We start from the raw sequence: 17480 nt of genomic DNA, 5'->3' as shown, positions 1-17480 counted from the left end.
GAGGTTAACGCCGTGACGACACCGGAAGGGCACTCGGGTATGTCCGATCTGTCACAGAACCGATTCAGTAACATCCGCGAAAAGCGGGTTATGTCAGGACATTTGAGGTCCCCTCCGTCACAAGGATCCCCGCTCCGTCACCGTCCACACCGAATCTTTTTCACCCGGCTCCCACCGGACGAAATCCCCGTCGTCCTCGAAGGTGGTCACCCGATCCACCGTGCCGTCACCGTCGAGGTCCGCCGCGATCACCAGACCGGCCTCCCCCGAGGCGAGATCGGCCCGGAACACCATGGTGTCGACCACGCCGTCACCACCCGCGTCGACGGTGGGATCGAACTCGAATCCGGGTGGGCCCGACTCGGCTCGCCCCGGATCGATCAGTCCGTCGGCCCACTCCATCACTCACCCCTGTTCGTCATGGGATTTCCCGTTCACGGTCCACTGCGCCCTCGCCGTTGGACGCAGCGGCGCTCGACTCGGTTCCCGGATGCCTGTCGAGCACCTCCCCGGCCGCCGGCGAGCCCGGTACGGCCCACTCGTCCAGCGCCCGGTCGAGCACGGCGAGGTCTCGCTCGTACGCCGCGGCCCGGGCCGCCGCCCGTGCCCCCACCCGGCGGATCTCGGTGTCGATTCCCGCGAGCTCGGCCTCCCGCCGAGCCGCGTCCTCCCGCGTCGCGGCCGCGGCCCGATCCGCCGCCTCGGCTTCGGCGGTCATCACCGCGACCGCCACGTCGCGCTCCCACGCCGCGGCGGTGTCCGCCACCACCTCGAACGCCCACCGTCGCTCGGCCCGCGTCCGTCCCGACGTGCGGCGGGACCACGTCACCACGACGGTCAGGGCGACGGTCACGGCTGCTCCGAGCACGACGGCGGCGACACCCCCGATGCCGAGCGCCCAGGTCAGCGCCCTCCCTGAGCCCGCGCCGGCGGACAGGGCGAGGACGACGGCCACGCCGTCGTCGGCATTCCACCGCACCTCCGGGCGTGGCCGGGTGGTGTCCGTGCGACCGAACCGGACCGGCTCGGCGGGCGCGTCGGGCGCGCCGAGCGCGGACCGCACCGCGGCGTCGGTGTCGCGGGCCAGAGCGGCGGACGCGGCGTCCACCAGAGTCGTCACCGTCGCCGCGACACCGGCGTCCCCGGCGCGACGACGAACCCGCCGGGCATCGTCGATCACGTCCGAGACCTCGGCGGTCACCGCCCGACGCGCGTCACCGAGGCGATGAGCGAGTTCCACCCGGACCCGGGCGGCCGCCCGCCGGGGGTCGGGGGCGGCGTGGCGGCGGGTCGCCGCCACGCGCCGTCGCCGGTCGCGCAGGGCCTCCACCTCGACCGCGGCCGAATCGGTCCGCGCGGTCGACAGCAGGGCGGCGCGGGCAGCGCGCACGTGGTCCGCCACCGGCATCTCCGGCTCCGTGTTCGACAACCCGTCCGACTCGGACGCGGCCAGCACGGACGACAACCCGTCGGTCGTCGCCACCACGACCCGACGAACCCGGGCCAGTCGGCGGAGGACGTCGCGTCGAATCGCGTCGGCGATCCCGTCGTCGACGACGAGCGCGGTGGCGTCCGCCGGCACGGCCCGCACGCTCTCCGCGAGGACGCGGCCCACCGGGAGAGCGGGGTCGGGCAGGACGACGACGGTCCCGGCCGACTCGACGGCGACGAGGGTGCGTCCCGCAATCGTGATCGCCCGCCGCACCGGCCCGTCGTCGAGTCCGGGCGCGACCACGAGCGCCACCGACCCGTCGCGCTCCGGCCCGTCGCCTCCCGCCGGGCCGTACCGCGCCAGCACGCGCGCCACGTCGGTGGGCCAGGGCCCGGTCACGACGCACCGCGCACGGCGATGATCGCCGGGTCGCGCAGGAACGCCTCCACCGCGGCGCGGGTGTGCGGTCGTTCCGCGGCCACGGTCTCGAGCTCCGCGCACAGCACCAGGCCACGACGCCGACGGGCCGTCTCGCACGCGTCGGTCCACCACCCGACGATCGCCTCGACGTCGTCCGCGCGCACCGTGTCGGGCTCGTCGGTCCCGAGATCGAGTCGACCCGCGACCACCAGGGTCGGGGCCGAACGCCGGGCGGCGAGAACGGCGCGGTCGGCGTCGGTGATCCCGCGCGCGACGACGTGCAGAAGGACGTCGACGTCGAGCGGCGGATCCGGGACGTCGGGCGCGTCCACGCCGTGGATCTCCCGCAGCGTGCCCGAGACCCGGCCGGACAGCGCGCACACGAGCGTGGACTTGCCGGCACCCGGCCGGCCCGTGACGCCCGTCGTGATCTCGCCCCGAGCACGGGCGACGGCCGCCGAGACGACGTCGTCGTCGGTCGCGCTCGTCAGCGCCGCGACGGCTGCCCGCGTCGCCGACGTCCACTCCTCGGTCATCGCGCCCCCCTCCGGACCGACCGTGCCCACTGCACCCGTCGCCCGACCCCCCGCCGACCGACTGCGCGTCGAATGCTCGCATGCGCGACGGGTTCGCCGCGGTCGCACGGCCACTGTGACACCGTCCGAATCGTCGCGGTTCCCGCCGGAGTCTCGACCTCGGGTCGAGACCCGACTGGGATCGAGCGTCCGAATGAGGGACACTGGTGGCCATGACAGAACCCCGTGCCCTGGACGAGCGCCCTGTCGGCGACGTCCCGACCGGCGGCTCCCGTCTCTATCCCCGGGTCACCAGTTTCCGGTCGCGGCGCGGCGCGCTGACCGAGCCGCAGCAGGCGTCGTGGGACCGCCTGTGGCCGACGGTCGGCCGCGACGTGGCCGACGAGCCGCTGGATGCGGACGCCTGGTTCGGCCGCTCCGCACCGCTGGTGCTCGAGATCGGCTCGGGCACGGGCACGGCGGCGCTCGCCATGGCGGCCGCCGAGCCGCACGTGAATCTGGTGGCCGTCGAGGTCTACCGCCCCGGCATCGCACAGACGGTGCAGGGCATCGAACGCGCCGGGCTCACCAACCTGCGCATCCTGCGCGGTGACGCCGCGGACGTCCTCGAGAACATGGTCGCGTCGCGTTCTCTGACCGCCGTGCGAGTGTTCTTCCCCGATCCGTGGCCCAAGGCGCGGCATCACAAGAGGCGGTTGCTCAAGGCGTCGACGTTCGCGCTGATCGCGGACCGTCTGCTCCCCGGCGGCGTCCTGCACGTGGCCACCGACCACGCGGACTACGCCGAGTGGATCGCGGAGATCGGTGACGCCGAGTCGGCCCTGACCCGCCTGCCGTTCGACGTCGACACCCGTACCGTCGAGGGGTCGCCCGTCTCGGTCGATCGTCCCGTGACCAAGTTCGAGGACAAGGCCAACCGAGTCGACCGCGCCGTCACCGAGTTCGTCTGGACCCCCAGCGCCTGACCTCCCGCGGCCCGACGCCCGGCCCCCGACTGCCGCAGAGAGCGAGAAACCGAGAATGAGCGTGGACTCCCAGAGCGTCGACGACGTGCGTGGCGACGCCGCCGCGTTCCCGGACGGCGGTGATTCTCGCCATACCAAGCGGGTCCTGCTGGTGTGGGACGCCCCGAATCTCGACATGGGTCTCGGCGCCATCCTCGGCGGGCGGCCCACCGCCGCCTATCGCCCTCGCTTCGATGCGCTGGGCCGTTGGCTGCTCGGCCGGACGGCCGAGCTCTCCGCCCGCGAGACCGCGACCCTCGAACCCGAGGCGACGGTCTTCACCAACATCGCCCAGGGCAGCGCCGATGTCGTTCGCCCGTGGGTCGAGGCCTTGCGTAACGTGGGATTCGCGGTCTTCGCCAAGCCGAAGATCGACGAGGACAGCGACGTCGACTCCGACATGCTGGACCACATCGCGCTCCGCTCCCGCGATCACGGGCTCGCCGGCGTGGTGGTGGCGTCCGCCGACGGTCAGGCCTTCCGCATCCCGTTGGAGGAGATCGCGGCCGCCGGAGTGCCGGTCCAGGTCCTCGGGTTCCGTGAGCACGCCAGCTGGGCCGTCGCGTCCGAGACCCTCGAGTTCGTCGACCTCGAGGACATCGCCGGGGTGTTCCGTGAGCCGCTGCCCCGCGTCAGCCTGGACGCCCTGCCCGACGAGGGTGCGTGGCTCCAGCCGTTCCGTCCGCTGTCCGCCCTGCTCGTCGGGCGTCAAGGAGTGTCCTGAGTGTTCTCGAGATGGGGGGACCTGGTCCACCGGTCACGGTTCACCGTGCTCGGGGTCATGGTGGCGTTCCTGCTCGGTCTCGCCGCGTACGGCGCGAGCCTGAACGACCACCTGAGCCAGAGCGGGTGGGACGATCCGGGGTCGGAGTCCGTGCACGCCGCGCGCACCGCGGACGGCACCTTCGGCCGGGACAGTTCCGGTGACGTCGTCGCGCTCTACACCGCTCCCGCGGGGTCGACGGTGGACGATCCGGACTTCACCCGCACCATCGCCGACGCCCAGAACGCCATGGTCGCCGAGCATCCGGACAAGATCGCCAAGATCAACGTCAGCTACTTTCAGCAGCGCCTCCCCGCGCTGGCGTCGCCGGACAAGACCAAGGCGATCGCCACGTTCGCGATCGTCGGCGACAACGACACCGAACTGACCAACAACTTCCGCGACGTGAAGGACGCCTTCGAGATTCCCGGCGTCGACGTGCAGTTGGCCGGTCTGCAGCCCATCGCGGGCGCCCTGAACGACACCATGGCGGGCGACATCAAGCGCATGGAGTTGCTCGCCATCCCGGTGGTCGGTGTCCTCCTCTTCTTCGTGTTCGGCGGTGTCGTCGCCGCGGCTCTCCCGCTGGTCATCGGCGGTCTGACGGTCGTCGCCGCCAACGGCATGGTGCGGTTCTTCACCAACTTCGTCCCGGTCAACAGCTTCGTCGCGCCCGTGGTGTCGCTGATCGGCCTCGGGCTCGCGATCGACTACGCCCTGTTCATCGTCAGTCGGTTCCGCGAGGAACTCGCCGACGGACGCACGACGGGCCAGGCCGTCCAACGCTCGGTCATGACGGCGGGCCGGACGGTCGTGTTCTCCGCGACGATGATCGTCGCCAGCCTCGGCGGGCTCCTGCTGTTCCCGCAGGGCTTCCTCAAGTCGGTCGCGTTCGGTGCGATCTCCACGGTCGCGCTCGCCGCGCTGACGGCCATCACGATCCTGCCCGCGATGCTCTCGGTGCTGGGCAAGCGCATCGACATGCTGGGTCTGAAGAGCATGCGAAAGACCAAGACCACCGAGGAGATCGAGTCCGGCCGGTGGGGTCGGCTGACGCGCTGGGTGATGCGCAACCCGATCAAGGTGACCGTGCCGATCGTGCTGGGTCTGCTGCTCATCACCCTGCCCGTCGGGTCCATCAAGTTCGGCGGCATCAACGAGACGTACCTGCCGCCGGACAACCCCACCCGCGTCGCGCAGAACGTCTTCGACGAGAACTTCCCGTCCTATCGGACCGAACCGCTGAAGATCGTGCTCGAGAACGCCGAGGGCCCGCAGCTCGGCGCAGTGCTTCGCGAGGCGTCCAACGCCCCCGGCCTGGTCGAACGCTTCTCCATCGAACGCAACGAGAACGGCGTCGCCGTGCTCAAGGCGGGTCTGGTCGACCGCAACGTCTCCTCCCCGGCCATCGATTACATCCGGTCCATCGACATTCCCGACGGCGTCCGGCTCTCCGTGGGCGGCACCCCGGCCATCGAGCAGGACTCCATCGCGGCGCTGATCGACCGGCTCCCGCTCATGGCGACGCTGGTGGTCCTGGTGACCACCCTGCTGATGTTCCTCACGTTCGGCTCGCTGGTCCTGCCCCTCAAGGCCATCCTCATGACCACCTTGGGGCTCGGCGCGACACTGGGCTTCCTGACGTTCATCTTCGTCGACGGCGTCGGGGCCGAACTGCTGAACTTCACGCCCGGCCCGATCATGGCGCCGGTGCTGGTGTTGATCATCGCGATCATCTTCGGTCTCTCGACCGACTACGAGGTGTTCCTGCTCTCCCGCATGGTCGAGGCCCGCGCGCGCGGCGCCAGCACCTCCGAGGCCATCCGCGTGGGCACCTCCCACACCGGTCGCATCATCACCGCGGCCGCGCTCATCCTCATCGTGGTCACCGGGGCGTTCGCGTTCTCCGATCTGGTGATGATGAAATACATCGCCTACGGCATGATCTTCGCGCTGATCGTGGACGCGACCCTGATCCGGATGTTCCTGGTCCCGGCCACCATGAAGCTGCTCGGTGACGACTGCTGGTGGGCTCCGCAGTGGATGAAGCGCCTGCAGGAGAAGATGGGGCTCGGCGAGCCGATCCTCGACGACGACCGGATGCCCGCCGACGTCCCCGAGGTGGTGGCCATCGGGTCCGCCCCGCCGCCCGCGCGGGTGCGCGAGCCGATCCGGGCCCGCGAACCGCTCACCCAGCCGATCCCGCGGACCGTCGCCCCGCCGGCCCGGCCGGAACCGGCCAGGGCCGGGCAGGACCGCCCGTCGCAGGACCGCGCTGTGCAGGACCGCGCTGTGCAGGACCGCGCTGTGCAGGACCAGACCATGGCCGACCGCCCGAAGCCGGCACGGGTCGAGCCCACCCGGCCGGCGCCCGCTCGCGCCGACCAGGCCGACGCTGATTCCCCCGGCGCGGACGCGGCTCCCCGCCCGGAGACGCCGCGGCCGATCGAGAGTTGGCTCGCCGAACTCCGCTCCCCCGCCGTCGAGCGACGCACCCCCGCGCGTCCCGAGCCGTCCGCGCGGAGCGATCACGCAACCGGCGTGAACGGCTCCAACGGCAGCGGTTCCAACGGCAGCGGCTCGAACGGCTCCGCGTCGACGGGCACTGCGTCGAACGGGTCTGCCTCGAGCGGGTCCTCGCAGGGATCCGGGTCGAACGGCTCGAACGGTTCTCGGCGCTCCCCGGACAGTGCGTCCGGAAGCACGACTCCCCGGCGCGACACCGACGACATCGACGCCTGGATCGCCGACCTGCGACTCGGCCGTCCGGAGACTCCCGCCACCCCGCCCGCCGAGGCGCCGCGGACCCGGGACCGGAGACCCGCGCCGGACGACACCGACCGGCCCGAGGGCTCGTCGTACGACGAGCCGACGCCGACCGAGTCGTCGCCGAACGAGGTGACGTCCGAACCGGCGAACTCCGAGCCGACCGCGTCCACCGGCGGACGCCGTCGTGCCCGTGAGGACGACAACGGAGGTCGACGTGCGACGGAGTCGGAGTCCGGCGGTCGGCATCACGGGCAGTCGGGTGCGATCAGTGTGAGCGAGCTGCTCGCGCGTCAGCGTCGGCAGTAGGGCCGGCAGGCCCGTCGGTCGGACCTGCCCCCAGCCGCTCGGCGAACACCCGCGCGTAACGCGTTCCCGCCGCGAGGAGCAGTCCGCCGGCCAGCAGGAAGGCGACCGCGCGGGTGACCCCGCCGGTGGCGGACAGGTCGAAGAGGAACAGCTTGGCCAACGCCGCACCCGCCACGGCGAGCCCGGCCGCCGGCAACGTGCGGGCCCGGGCCGGACGCGCGAGCCCCCGCGCCAGGAGAGCGACGGCCAGCCCGGTCCACACCACCGTGCCGACACCGTGCCCGGCCACCGCGCCCGCCCGGCCGGCGAGCAGTGCGCCGCTCACGACGGCGGTGGTCACCGCGGCTGCCAGGCCGACCACCGCGAAGCACCCGGCGACGATCACGCGCACCGCGTCGTCACGCAGCACTCGCAGGCCGACGACGCTGCCGGTGACCGCGGTCGCGACCGCGGCAACGGCCCCGACGAGCGCCCAGCCGTCGAGCGTGACGGCGAGGGCGGGCGAGAGCGTGGCATCCAGCGACCAGGCGTCGGCGTAGCCGGCCACGCCCGCCACGGAGAGAGCAACACCGACCCCGTACAGGGGAAGCGATCCGAGACGATGCGCGGCGATCATCGTCACGCACGCCACCGCCAGGAGAGCAGGGAAGGCGAGGTCGCCGGGGGTGGCGGCCACGACGGCCACCGTCGCTGCGAGTGCGGTCGGCAGCGCGAAGGCGATACGCGTCGACGCCGGGCGCTCGCCCTGCAGGAGGAACCAGCCGGTGGTCAGCGCCACTCCGGTCGCGACGACGGTGGTGACCGGGCGGTCGAGGAGACTCGCCGCCGCGAGGAGCGTGCCCGCGGTGCTCACGACGGCGGCCAGCGTGGTCACGTCGGTCGGAACCCGCTGCAGCACCAGCCGAGCCGACGCCACGGCGCCGCCGAACGCGGCCAGCGCCACGAACAGGATCGGCACACGGGGGCCGTCCGCACCGACCGCGACGGTCGCGGCCACGGCGGCGAGGGCGAGCACCACCGGCGCCGTGCGTACGGCCCGCAACATCGTCCACGAGCGCGTGGCGTCGACCGGCACGGTCGCGAGATGGACGACGACCAGAGCCACCAGCAGGGCGGCAGACAGACCGCCGGTGACGACCGGCGCGAGGAGTGCCACCCCGAGAACCACGAGGACGGCGAGCAGTTCGGAGGACCATCGCAGCGACACGGCGACGCCGAGCGCGGCGATCCCCAGTCCGAGAACGATGCCGACGGGAGCGGCCACCCACCCGTACAGGGCGGTGACGGCGGCGACGGACAGGTAGAGACCGGCGAAACCGGCTGCGGCCGAGGCGACGGCGCCGATGCGACCGCCCGGCCGGTTCACCACTCGGAACGCGGCACCGAGCAGACCCGCCGAGACGGCGACACCGGACGCGACGCGCAGCGGCGGGCCGAACCAGCCCGCGCGAGCGGCAAGGACGACAAGCATCACGACGCCGACGAGAGTCACCGCGGCGCCGGCGATCGCGAGGAGGCGGCTGACGACGCCGTCGCGCTGCCACCAGGGAACGGTCGGCGCGGGGGGTGTGGACGGAGCAGTCGGACGGGTTGGGGTCGCCTGCCGGTACTGCGGCGGCGGACCGGCCGGCGGCGGGGGTACGGGCCGAGCGGGCAGCGCATGTGGGACGGGCTGCGGGGGCTGGGCGAGACGGGCGAGGTCGTGGGCGACGCGGCCGAGACGCTGATGCAAGAGGGCGACCTCGCCGGCCAGAGCCTGGACGGCGCGTGGGTCGGGAGCGTGAGGAGTCATGACTCGATGCTCGCCCGGTCCACCGCCACCCGGAATGGGGGAAACTACGCAGTCGCGCCCGGCGACTACTCGAGTGGCTCTCGCTCGGGTTTCCGCCATCCTCACCGGTTGCAACCCGTGCAGGTGACCAGAACCCGCGCAGGTGTCGACCTGCTCGGGTTTCCGCCATCCTCACCGGTTGCAACCCGTGCAGGTGACCAGAACCCGCGCAGTTGGGGGGCGAGCGTCAGCCGAGCATGCGCTTGATGGTGACGCCGAACGGGTGCTTGGCCGTCACCGAACCCATGCGGGTCCGCCCGCGGATCTCGAGGTGCAGGGAGCTGTCGTCGCGGCGACCGCGCACCTTGTTGTCGGCGCTGCCCGCCACGGCCTGCAGGCCGTCCATGTTCACCGACACGCCTTCCGGCACGACGATCGAGATGGAGCTCATGTAGTCGTCCACCTCGATGACGACGGTCGACGAGTGCACGGTGGCGTCGGCGAAGTTCAGCGTCACCGAGCCCAGGCGGGACCGCACGCGCAGCAGACGGGGCACGTCCCACGCGCCGGACCGGGTGACCGACGACAACGTCGCCTTCACCGTGGCTTCGTCCGCGCCGCCGACGGACGACACCACCGACCCGCGCGAGATCGTCTCCGGGGCAGTCGAACCCGAGATCCGGATACCCGGCAGGTCGACCAGAACGGCGTTGAGCTCGCCGCGCGTCTTCGCGGCCAGGGCGGTGTCCATCCGCTCGGTGTACTCGCCGAGGGACAACATCCCCTGGCCCACGGCCCGCTGCAGCAGTTCGCCCACATGGTTCCGTTCGGCATCGCTCACCCGCAGGTCCCTGTCGTCCATGCGGCCAGGATACCGATCCGTCCGTTCCCCGTGATCCCGCCGAGCACCGTCGGACACGCTCAGTCGAGCCCCCGCTCGACCGCCCACCGCGTCAGCTCCACCCGGTTGGCCAGGTGCAGTTTGCGCAGGGTCGACTGCACGTGGTTCTCCACCGTGCGGTGGCTGACGTGCAGCCGCTCACCGATCTGCTTGGCGGTCAGCCCTTTCGACACCATGCGCAGTACCTCGGTCTCCCGCGCGGACAGGCTGTGCTCGAGCGGCGGAGTTTCGGGGCCGGCGGCCACGCGTCGGTACTCGCCGAGGACGAGCCCGGCCAGCCCCGGCGTGAACACCGCGTCGCCGTTCGCGGTGGTGCGCACCGCGGCCTCGAGTTCCTCGGCCGACGCACTCTTGACCAGATAGCCTGTGGCTCCGGCCTTCACGGCCGCGAGGACGTCGTCACGCTCGCCCGACGCGGACAGCACGAGTACTCGACTCCGCGGCGACGCGGCGAGCACCGCCGCCGTCGCCGACGCCCCGTCGCCCTCCGCGAGGTTCATGTCCATGAGGACGACGTCGGGGCTCGTCACCGCGGCCCGACGCGCCGCCGCGGACTCGCCGTCGGCCGTCGCCACCACCTCGAATCCCCGCGCGGTGAGATCGCGTGCGACGCCGTCACGCCAGAGCGGATGGTCGTCGACCACCATGACCGTGATCACGGATTCGGTACCGTCAGTTCCCATTCCGTTCCTTCCCCGGGCGCCGAGATCATCTCGGCCCGTCCCCCGATCGCGTCGAGGCGGCCGACGATCGATGCCGCGACGCCCAGCCTGCCCTCGGTACGAGCGGCCGCCAGACGCGCGGGGTCGACCCCCGGCCCGTCGTCCCGCACGCCGACCACCACCGTGCCGGCGTCGTCCTCGATCGAGACGTAGACCGCCGCGCCCGGTGCGTGTCGGTGGGCGTTGTCCACGGCCGCCACGACGGCGGCCACCACTTCTCGGCCCACGTCGGCCGTGACGGTCACCGGGTCGGACGGTGCCGCGACGGTCACCGTCGGTCCCACCGCCGCCCGCACGTCGGCCGTGAGGTCGGTACGCGAACCATCCCCCGTGACGCGGGATACGCTGCCGGACAACAGGTCCCGGAGCGCGCGCTCCTGCTCGGCGGCAAGCGTGCCGAGCTCCGCGGCCGGACCGCCGAGCTCTCGACCGCGCCGGTTGACCAGAGCAAGTACCTGCAACACCCCGTCGTGCACTTCCCGCGCGAGCCGCTCCCGCTCGGCCGTGGCGGCGGCGAGGGCGACGGCCTCGTCGAGTCGGGCCCGCGCGGACCGGGCGATGCGCGCGGCCAGGCCCAGCGCCAGCCCGACGGACACCAGGATCGGCCCGGTGGAGTCGCGCCACAGATCGGCGTCGAGGGTCCCGCGCACGAGAGCGATCGCGACGGTCATCGTCAGGGCGGAGGCGACGCCGATGCGCGGACCGCCGAGCAGCGCGGCGGCGACGACGGCGCCCGCCACCCAGATCGTCGTGGGGAGCACCTGGTGGTCGCGTCGCCAGTCGGGGCCGGCGACCGTCACCGTCGAGACGATCAGGCCCAGTGTGACCACCTGGTCCGCCACGACGATGGCGGGCCGAACGGCCGGAGTGACGGCGGCGACCACCGAGACGCCGGACCAGAGGACCACCACGGCGACGAGGACGTGCGACACGAGCGTGGCGTCGTACTGCTGGTACACCACCAGGTGGAAGCCCACCGCGTAGATCACGGTGAGCAGCCGGAAGGCCGCCGCGGCGCGCCACAGGGGCGCGTCGGCACCGGAGGGGTCAGTCGTCGGTGTCGCCGTCGATCTCACCCTTTCGCAGCCGCGCCGTCCCGGGGACGGGATCGGCGGCGTCGGCGGGGAACATCGGCTGGGACGGGTCGGACTCGGCGATCGCGTCGTACGCCTCCTCGGGGTCGTCGGCGAGCAGCGATCGCACCGCGGTGTTGGCCATCGCGACCAGCGGCACGGCCAGCAGACCGCCGATGATGCCGGCGAAGACGATGCCGGTCGCGATGGCGAGCACCACGGCGAGCGGATGGATGCGCACGGCGCGGCCGAGCAGCAGCGGCTGGAGGACGTGCCCTTCCAACTGCATGACGGCCACCACGATCGCGAGCGCGATCAGGGCCGTGACCAGGCCCTTGCTGACGAGGGCGACCAGCACGGCGACGAATCCGGTGAGGACCGCGCCGACGATGGGCACGAACGCGCCGATGAAGACGAGGGTGGCGAGCGGGAGGGCGAGCGGCACCCCGAGCACGGCCAGACCGATACCGATGCCCACCGCGTCCGCGGCCGCGACGACGACAGTGGCCCGCACGTAGCCGACCAGCGAGCCGAAGGCCTGGCTGCCGGCGACCCGGATGCGCCGCCGCGCGCGCGTCGGCGCGAGCCGGGTGACGAACTCCCAGATCTGCTGGCCGCCGTAGAGGAAGAAGATGAGGGTGAACAGCAGCAGCAGGGTCCCCGTCAGGATCTCCCCGATGGTCGCTGCGGTGGTGAGGGCGCCGGAGGTGAGGGCCTCCTGGTTCGACTGCAACGACCGCACGACGGAGTCGCCCGCAGTGCGAATCTGATCCTGGCTGAAGTGGAGCGGGCCGTCCGTGAGCCACTGCTGAACCGAGGTGATGCTGCCCGTGACCTTGTCGGTGAGGGCGGGCAGTCCCTGGATGAACTGCTCCACGACGAACGTGAGGATGCCGACCAAAAGCCCGATGCTGCCGAGCACCGCCACCACCACGGCCAGCACCCGCGGGATGCCGCGGCGATGCATCCAGTCCACCAACGGCAGCAGCAGAGCGGAGGCGAGCAGGGCCAGGCCGACGGGCACGACCACGCTCTCGAGCCGTTGCACCACGGCTCCGAGCGCGACCAGCCCGGCGAAGAGCACCAGCAATCGCCAGGTCCAGGCCGCGCCGACCCGGACCACCGGATGCACGGAAGCTGCCGGGTCGTCCGTCACCGAGCGAGCGTAACCACCCCGGGCGGGTATGAGCATCGCTTCCGGGGCACCGACACGCGCCGACCTTCCGTTCGCGGCACCGGGGGAGGTCTGCGCGGGGTGGTGTCCGGTGTCGGCCCGTCCCGGTAAGTTTCCCTTCGTGCTGGTGCCCGTGCGTGCGGTCGAGAGGACTCTGCGGAGTCGCTGGCCGGTGTACCTGGCATCGATGCTGCTCGCGAACCTCCTGGGGTCCATCCTCGTGTTCGCGTTCGTGCGGTACGGCCTGCCCATCCCGGAGAACCAGTCGATCGTGGTCGACCGCGTGCGCAACGTGGTCATCTTCGGGGCGTACCTGATCTTCGCCGCCGTCGTGAGCCTGGTCACCGCGGCCATCATGCTGCGCAGCGTCATGCGGTGGCAGTTGCGCGGCGGTCCGCCCACCCGCGCGGAGCAGATGGCGGCTCTGCACGCCCCGTTGCGCCAGGCCATCGTGCATCTGGTCCTGTGGATCATCGGCGGCATCCTCTTCATGGCGCTCACCGCGGCGGAGATGCCGTCGTTGGCCGTCGCGGTGGCGGTCACCGTGGCCATGGCCGCGGCCATCACGTTCGGTTTCACCTACATGCTGGGCGAGCGCATCCTCCGGCCGGTGGCGGCGCAGGCGCTGAGCGAGGGCCGGTTCGACCGCACCATGACGCCGGGTGTGGGCACCCGCATGGCGATGACCTGGGGCCTGGGCACGTTGATCCCGGTCACCGGGATTCTCCTGCTCTGCGCCACGCAGCTCACCACCGATCTGGTGTTCTCCCCGGATGCGCTGGCGATCGCCATCGCGTTGCTGTGCATCCTCGCCATCGTCCAGGCGTTCTGCCTCTCCATGCTGACCGCCAGTCAGATCTCCGACCCCATCCGGCAGCTACGCCGCGCGATCGAGCGAGTCCAGCGGGGCGACACCGAGGTCCAGGTCGAGGTGTTCGACGGGAGCGAGATCGGCCGCCTGCAGGTCGGGTTCAACCGGATGATGCAGGACTCCTCGGAACGCAAGGTGCTGCGCGAGCTGTTCGGTCAACACGTCGGCGAGGACGTGGCGCGTCGAGCACTGCAATTCGGCACCGAACTCGGCGGCGAGACGCGCTTCGTCGCCGTGCTGTTCGTCGACATGGTGGGCTCCACCGCCGCGGCCTCCGAACGCCCGCCGGGCGAGGTGGTCGACCTGCTCAACGACTTCTTCCGCGTCGTCGTCGACGTGGTCGACCGACACCACGGGTTCGTCAACAAGTTCGTCGGCGACGCCGCTCTCGCCATCTTCGGTGCGCCGCTCGACCGGCCGGACGCGCCGACGGCGGCGCTGTCGGCAGCGCGCGAACTGCGCTCCGAGCTGCACGGGATCGTCGGTCTCGACATCGGCATCGGCGTCTCCGCCGGGCTGGCGGTGGCCGGCAACATCGGGGCGCAGGAGCGCTTCGAGTACACCGTGATCGGCGATCCGGTCAACGAGGCGTCGCGCCTGACCGAGCTGGCCAAGTTCCAACCCAGCCGCGTCCTGGCATCGACCTCGGCGCTGTACTTCGCGGACGAGGACGAGCAGTCGCACTGGGAACTCGGCGAGAAGGTGCAGTTGCGCGGCCGTCGACGGGCGACACATCTGGCGACGCCCGTCGTCTATCCGGACCCCGACTGACCGGACTCGATCCTCGCCCCGACCCGACGGGCCGGGCCGGGCGGTCTCGTTCGTTACGCTGTCCGACGTGGCATCCCCCGAGCACGACGGCCAGGCCGGGGCTCCCCGGTCGGGACGCCACTGGCGGTGGTTGCGCTGGGTGCTCGCGGTCGCGCTGCTCGCCCTGCTCATCGGGGAGGGCGTCTACCTCGCTCCTCGCCTCCACGAATCCTGGCGTGCGCTGACGGAGATGCACTGGGGCATCGCCCTCGCGTGCGTGGTCGCCCAGGCGGTGTCGCTGTCGGCGTTCGCCCGGGTGCAGAAGCAACTGCTCGCCGCGGGTGGTGTCCGGGTGACCCAGCGGCGGTCCCTGTCGGTGATCTACGCCAGCACCGCGATGTCGGTGACCCTGCCGGCCGGACAGGTGTTCTCGACGGCGTTCACCTATCGCGAGACGCGTCGCTGGGGCGCGAGTCCCGTCGTCGCGTCGTGGCAGTTGGCCATCTCGGGTGTCATCGCCGCCCTCGGACTCGCCCTGCCCGGGGTGTCGGGCGCCCTGCTGGTCGGCGGCAGCGCCAACACCACGACGTTGATCCTCCCCGTCGCCGGCGTGATCGCCCTCGTCGCGGCGGTGCGGTACGTCCGCGCCCATCCCCGGTCGATCGTCGCCGCCGGGCGCTGGGGGCTCGCGAAGTACAACGCGCTCCGGGGGAATGCGGCGGATGCGGGCCGCGCCCGGTTGGACGCCATCGTCGACCAGGTGACCTCGGTGCGGCTCGGTCCCCGCGACGCCGCGGCCGCCGCCGGGTTCTCGGCGGTTCATCGCCTCGCCGACGTCGCCTGCCTGGGACTGGCGTGCTTCGCCGTCGGCGCCGACCCGACGATCTACGGCCTGCTCCTGGTGTTCTCGGCCGGGAAGACCGTTGGCTCGATCCCCGGCGCTCCGGGCGGCCTGGTCATCGTCGACGCCACGTTGATCGCCACCCTGACCACCGCGGCGTCCATCAGCGCCTCGCAGGCCGTGGCGGCGGCGCTGGTCTACCGCGTCGTCAGTTTCGTGCTGGTCGCGGTGGTGGGCTGGGTCGTGTTCCTCGCCCTGTTCCGCTCGCACCGCCTCGAGGATGCGCGCGCCGAGTTCGAGCGGGAGAGCGAACGCACCACGGCCGGGGAATAGATGCGGACCACGGTCCGGTTGTGTACGGTGTCGTTCCAAGTCGGTTGAAACCTCAACACACCAGGAGTTCGTCATGACCGCAGCAGTCGCCGTTCCTCAGCTCACCGCCGGTACGTGGGCCATCGACCCCACGCACTCGACCATCGGCTTCACCGTTCGCCACCTCATGGTCAGCAAGGTCCGCGGACGCTTCCAGGACTTCTCCGGCTCGATCACCGTCGACGAGAGCGGCGTCACCGCCATCTCCGCCGACATCGACGTCGCCTCCATCACCACCGACAACGCGCAGCGCGACGGCCACCTCAAGACCGCCGACTTCTTCGAGGTCGAGAAGTTCCCCACCGCCACCTTCCGCTCCACCTCGGTCGCCCCGCAGGGTGACGGCTACGTCCTCACCGGCGACTTCACGCTGCACGGCGTGACCAAGCAGGTCGAACTCACCGTCGAGTACAACGGCGTCAACGCGGGCATGGGCAACGGCCCGGTCGCCGGCTTCGAGGCCACCACCACCATCAACCGCCGCGACTTCGGCATCAGCATCGACATGCCCCTCGAGGGCGGCGGCGCCGTGGTGGGCGACAAGATCACGCTGAACCTGGACATCGAGGCCGGCCTGCAGGCCTGATCCGACTCCCGTCTCGTCGCCCCCGCCGGTGTCACCGGCGGGGGCGACGTGCGTTCGGCGATCTCTATCCTGGTGCCCATGACCACCGCCACCCGCCCGTCGACGACGCGCGTGCTCGCCCCAGCCGTCGCGCTCGACGTGGTGCTCGTGCTCGTCTTCGCCGCCATCGGACGCGGCAGCCACGCCGAAGGTGTCACCGTCGGCGGCACACTGAGCACGGCCTGGCCGTTCCTGGTCGGCCTCGCTGTCGGCTGGGCGGCCACGGTCGCGCTCTACCGGGACAAGCTGGCGCCGCTGCTCATCCTGCCCACCGGGGTTCTGGTGTGGGTGTCGACGGTGGTGGGCGGCATGGTGATTCGGCGCCTGATCGGCGAGGGAACGGCCTTCAGCTTCGTGATCGTGGCGTCGGTGACGTTGGCGGTGTTCCTGCTCGGGTGGCGTGCGATCGCGCGAATCAGAACCAGAGGTACAGCGCGAGCCCGACGCCGCTGAGAGCGATCACCACGCGCAGCGGGCCGGCGGGCACGCGGCGTACCAGCCGCGGACCGACGGCACCGCCGCCCATCGCGCCGAGGGCCATCGCCCCGGCCGCGAGCCAGTGCACCTCACCGGAGAACGCGAACAGGATTGCGGCCACGAGGTTGGCCACACCCAACAGGTAGCTCTTGAGAAGTGCTGCGCGCCAGACGGGTTCGGCCGTGCAGATCAGCGTGAGCGCCATGAACACGACGCCCGCTCCGGCACCGAAGTAGCCGCCGTAGACGGCCACGACGAACAGCGACAGCGGGTAGGCGACCGGGAACGTCCGCGATCCCGCGAGCAACCGGATGCGCGGTTGGGCGAGCACGGCGGCGGACGCGACCAGGATGAGGAACGGCACCAGCCGTTCGAACGACTCTCCCGGCGCCAGCAGGAGGATTCCCGCTCCGGTGAGGCCGCCCAGCGCCGCCCACAGCGTGGACCACAGCAAAGCGCGACCGCCGCGCGCGAGTTCCTTGGTCGACGACGCCGTGGCACCCACTCCGGCGCCGACGAGGGCGACGGTGTTGGTCACGTTCGCGGACACCGGGCTCAGACCCACGGCCAGCAACGCCGGGTACGACACGAGGGACGCCAATCCGGTGACGTAGCCGACCAGACCCGCCCCGAATCCCGCCAGGACGAGCAGGAGAAGGTGAGCGACGGTCAC

General features: G+C 71.8%; 16 protein-coding genes. 7 read left to right on the top strand and 9 right to left on the bottom strand.

Features of this window, described 5'->3' with window-relative positions:
* Nucleotides 1–117: 117 nt before the first annotated feature.
* The 3 genes from BMZ18_RS06215 to BMZ18_RS06205 are packed head-to-tail and all read right to left on the bottom strand — an operon-like array spanning nt 118 to nt 2388.
* Nucleotides 118–402 carry a DUF6802 family protein gene (locus BMZ18_RS06215; RefSeq protein ID WP_068360294.1) on the bottom strand — a complete coding sequence of 95 codons (285 nt, stop codon included), beginning with the start codon at nt 400–402 and terminating at the stop codon, nt 118–120.
* 16 nt (nt 403–418) lie between these two features.
* Nucleotides 419–1831: a hypothetical protein gene (locus BMZ18_RS06210; protein WP_074922038.1), complete on the bottom strand. Its 1413-nt coding sequence runs from the start codon at nt 1829–1831 to the stop codon at nt 419–421.
* Nucleotides 1828–2388, bottom strand: a complete 561-nt coding sequence (locus BMZ18_RS06205; RefSeq protein WP_139203864.1) for an ATP-binding cassette domain-containing protein — start codon at nt 2386–2388, stop codon at nt 1828–1830. Before BMZ18_RS06205 ends, BMZ18_RS06210 begins: the two co-directional genes overlap by 4 nt.
* A gap of 212 nt (nt 2389–2600) precedes the next feature.
* On the opposite strand from BMZ18_RS06205, the gene trmB reads away from it, so the two are divergent.
* From trmB to BMZ18_RS06190, 3 genes are read left to right on the top strand one after another with little or no spacing between them, the layout of a single operon-like run.
* The gene (gene trmB, locus BMZ18_RS06200; protein ID WP_068099292.1) at nt 2601–3353 is read left to right on the top strand and encodes a tRNA (guanosine(46)-N7)-methyltransferase TrmB; all 753 of its coding nucleotides are present in this window, start codon (nt 2601–2603) and stop codon (nt 3351–3353) included.
* Between the two features lie 55 nt (nt 3354–3408).
* Entirely contained in the window at nt 3409–4116 is a 708-nt protein-coding gene (locus BMZ18_RS06195; RefSeq protein ID WP_068099291.1) for an NYN domain-containing protein, read from the top strand.
* Nucleotides 4117–7230, top strand: coding sequence for an MMPL family transporter (locus BMZ18_RS06190; protein ID WP_068360304.1), 3114 nt, complete (start codon nt 4117–4119; stop codon nt 7228–7230).
* Here the strand turns inward: BMZ18_RS06190 and BMZ18_RS06185 are convergent.
* The 5 genes from BMZ18_RS06185 to BMZ18_RS06165 all read right to left on the bottom strand — a co-directional run bounded on the left by BMZ18_RS06185 (nt 7190) and on the right by BMZ18_RS06165 (nt 12853).
* Nucleotides 7190–9022, bottom strand: coding sequence for a DUF2339 domain-containing protein (locus BMZ18_RS06185; protein ID WP_068360306.1), 1833 nt, complete (start codon nt 9020–9022; stop codon nt 7190–7192). The two genes, BMZ18_RS06190 and BMZ18_RS06185, sit on opposite strands and share 41 nt — an antisense overlap.
* A gap of 226 nt (nt 9023–9248) precedes the next feature.
* Complete coding sequence (locus tag BMZ18_RS06180) at nt 9249–9863, bottom strand: DUF1707 SHOCT-like domain-containing protein (protein ID WP_068099288.1); 615 nt, start codon at nt 9861–9863, stop codon at nt 9249–9251.
* A gap of 59 nt (nt 9864–9922) precedes the next feature.
* Nucleotides 9923–10585 (bottom strand): response regulator, encoded by a 663-nt coding sequence (locus tag BMZ18_RS06175; RefSeq protein ID WP_068360312.1) that lies wholly within the window; start codon nt 10583–10585, stop codon nt 9923–9925.
* The gene (macS, locus tag BMZ18_RS06170) at nt 10558–11700 is read right to left on the bottom strand and encodes a MacS family sensor histidine kinase (RefSeq protein ID WP_068360315.1); all 1143 of its coding nucleotides are present in this window, start codon (nt 11698–11700) and stop codon (nt 10558–10560) included. The genes BMZ18_RS06175 and macS overlap by 28 nt, the downstream gene beginning before the upstream one ends.
* Complete coding sequence (locus tag BMZ18_RS06165) at nt 11672–12853, bottom strand: AI-2E family transporter (protein WP_308251634.1); 1182 nt, start codon at nt 12851–12853, stop codon at nt 11672–11674. The genes macS and BMZ18_RS06165 overlap by 29 nt, the downstream gene beginning before the upstream one ends.
* 196 nt (nt 12854–13049) lie before the next feature.
* Here BMZ18_RS06165 and BMZ18_RS06160 point away from each other — a divergent pair, with 196 nt between their 5' ends.
* The 4 genes from BMZ18_RS06160 to BMZ18_RS06145 all read left to right on the top strand — a co-directional run bounded on the left by BMZ18_RS06160 (nt 13050) and on the right by BMZ18_RS06145 (nt 16783).
* Nucleotides 13050–14513 (top strand): adenylate/guanylate cyclase domain-containing protein, encoded by a 1464-nt coding sequence (locus BMZ18_RS06160; RefSeq protein WP_068104750.1) that lies wholly within the window; start codon nt 13050–13052, stop codon nt 14511–14513.
* Between the two features lie 67 nt (nt 14514–14580).
* A complete protein-coding gene (locus BMZ18_RS06155) occupies nt 14581–15666 on the top strand; it encodes a lysylphosphatidylglycerol synthase transmembrane domain-containing protein (protein WP_068360326.1) in 1086 nt (361 codons plus the stop codon).
* A 73-nt stretch (nt 15667–15739) separates the two neighbouring features.
* Complete coding sequence (locus tag BMZ18_RS06150; RefSeq protein WP_068099283.1) at nt 15740–16291, top strand: YceI family protein; 552 nt, start codon at nt 15740–15742, stop codon at nt 16289–16291.
* 78 nt (nt 16292–16369) lie between these two features.
* The gene (locus BMZ18_RS06145) at nt 16370–16783 is read left to right on the top strand and encodes a DUF3054 domain-containing protein (protein ID WP_068360327.1); all 414 of its coding nucleotides are present in this window, start codon (nt 16370–16372) and stop codon (nt 16781–16783) included.
* On the opposite strand, the gene BMZ18_RS06140 is transcribed toward BMZ18_RS06145, so the two are convergent.
* Nucleotides 16746–17480 carry a sulfite exporter TauE/SafE family protein gene (locus tag BMZ18_RS06140; RefSeq protein WP_068099281.1) on the bottom strand — a complete coding sequence of 245 codons (735 nt, stop codon included), beginning with the start codon at nt 17478–17480 and terminating at the stop codon, nt 16746–16748. The two genes, BMZ18_RS06145 and BMZ18_RS06140, sit on opposite strands and share 38 nt — an antisense overlap.

Origin of the sequence: Rhodococcoides kroppenstedtii (assembly GCF_900111805.1) — a bacterium.
Lineage (GTDB): Bacteria > Actinomycetota > Actinomycetes > Mycobacteriales > Mycobacteriaceae > Rhodococcoides > Rhodococcoides kroppenstedtii.
The sequence above is the reverse complement of the archived record's forward strand: the minus strand, read 5'-3'. Positions and strand labels throughout refer to the sequence as shown.